This window comes from Oleiphilus sp. HI0066, from assembly GCF_001635725.1.
On the sequence record NZ_LWFH01000636.1, the window covers coordinates 1 to 1,218 of the forward strand.

Sequence of the window (1,218 nt, forward strand, 5' to 3'; positions counted from 1 at the left end):
ATTCTACGCTTCCTTGTTGTATCACTTTCTTTCTACGGAATGTCGACATTTGAAGGTCCGATGATGGCGATTAAAACCGTGAATGCGCTATCACATAACACAGACTGGACTATTGGCCACGTTCACTCTGGAGCATTAGGCTGGGTAGCTATGATCTCGATCGGTGCAACATACCATCTAATCCCTCGCCTATTCGGTGTGAAAGAAATGTTCAGTATTTCATTGATCAACCTTCACTTCTGGCTAGCAACGGCTGGTACAGTTCTATATATCGCAGCGATGTGGGTTAACGGAATCATGCAAGGCTTAATGTGGCGTGCAGTCAATACCGATGGCACTCTCACTTATAGCTTTGTTGAATCTCTAGAAGCGAGCCATAATGGGTATGTCGTCAGATTAATCGGCGGAGCTATCTTCCTGTCAGGCATGCTTATTATGGCCCTTAATGTTTGGCTAACTATTAGACAAACAAGTGCTAAAGCACTCGACTCAGTGCCAGCACAAGCTTAAGGAGAGCGATAGAATGAACCATGAAATAATTGAGAAAAACCTTGGCCTAATGATCCCATTAATCATTGTCGCAATAAGCTTTGGTTTCTTAGTGGAAGTTGTACCTCTTTTCTTTAACAAGGATATGAAAACACCTGTCGAGGGACTTAAGCCTTATACTGCGGTACAACTAGAAGGTCGTGACATATATATCCGTGAAGGGTGCCATACTTGTCACACACAAATGATTCGTCCGTTCCGCGCAGAAACAGAGCGTTATGGCCATTACTCAGTAGCTGGTGAATTTGTTTACGACCACCCATTTTTATGGGGGTCAAAGCGTACGGGTCCTGACTTAGCGCGTGTAGGCGGTCGCTATAGTGATGATTGGCACCGAGCTCATATGTACAACCCTCGAAATGTTGTACCTGAGTCTAAGATGCCAGCTTACCCTTGGCTGTTCACCGCTAAAATCGATCATAAGACAACACCTAAAAAAATGGAGGCTCTCCGTAAAGTTGGCGTCCCATACACTGATGAAGACATTGCAGGAGCTTCAGATGCAGTAAAAGGTAAGACTGAAATTGAAGCGCTTGTTGCTTACCTTCAAAACCTCGGTACGTTGATTGGGAACAAGTAAGCAAATAATGGATATAAATACGCTAAGGGGACTTTCGACAATATTAGTGATGATCGTCTTCGCAGGAATATGTTGGTGGGCTTTTAGTA

The 1,218-nt window shown here is 43.9% G+C and carries 2 protein-coding genes; both read left to right on the forward strand.

The window, feature by feature from the left end; all coding sequences use genetic code 11:
- The coding region (locus A3738_RS08135; protein ID WP_197473706.1) for a cbb3-type cytochrome c oxidase subunit I at positions 1–510 on the forward strand (510 nt) is incomplete at its 5' end.
- 13 nt (positions 511–523) lie between these two features.
- Complete coding sequence (gene ccoO / locus A3738_RS08140) at positions 524–1,129, forward strand: cytochrome-c oxidase, cbb3-type subunit II (protein ID WP_068476981.1); 606 nt, start codon at positions 524–526, stop codon at positions 1,127–1,129.
- Positions 1,130–1,218 lie beyond the last annotated feature (89 nt).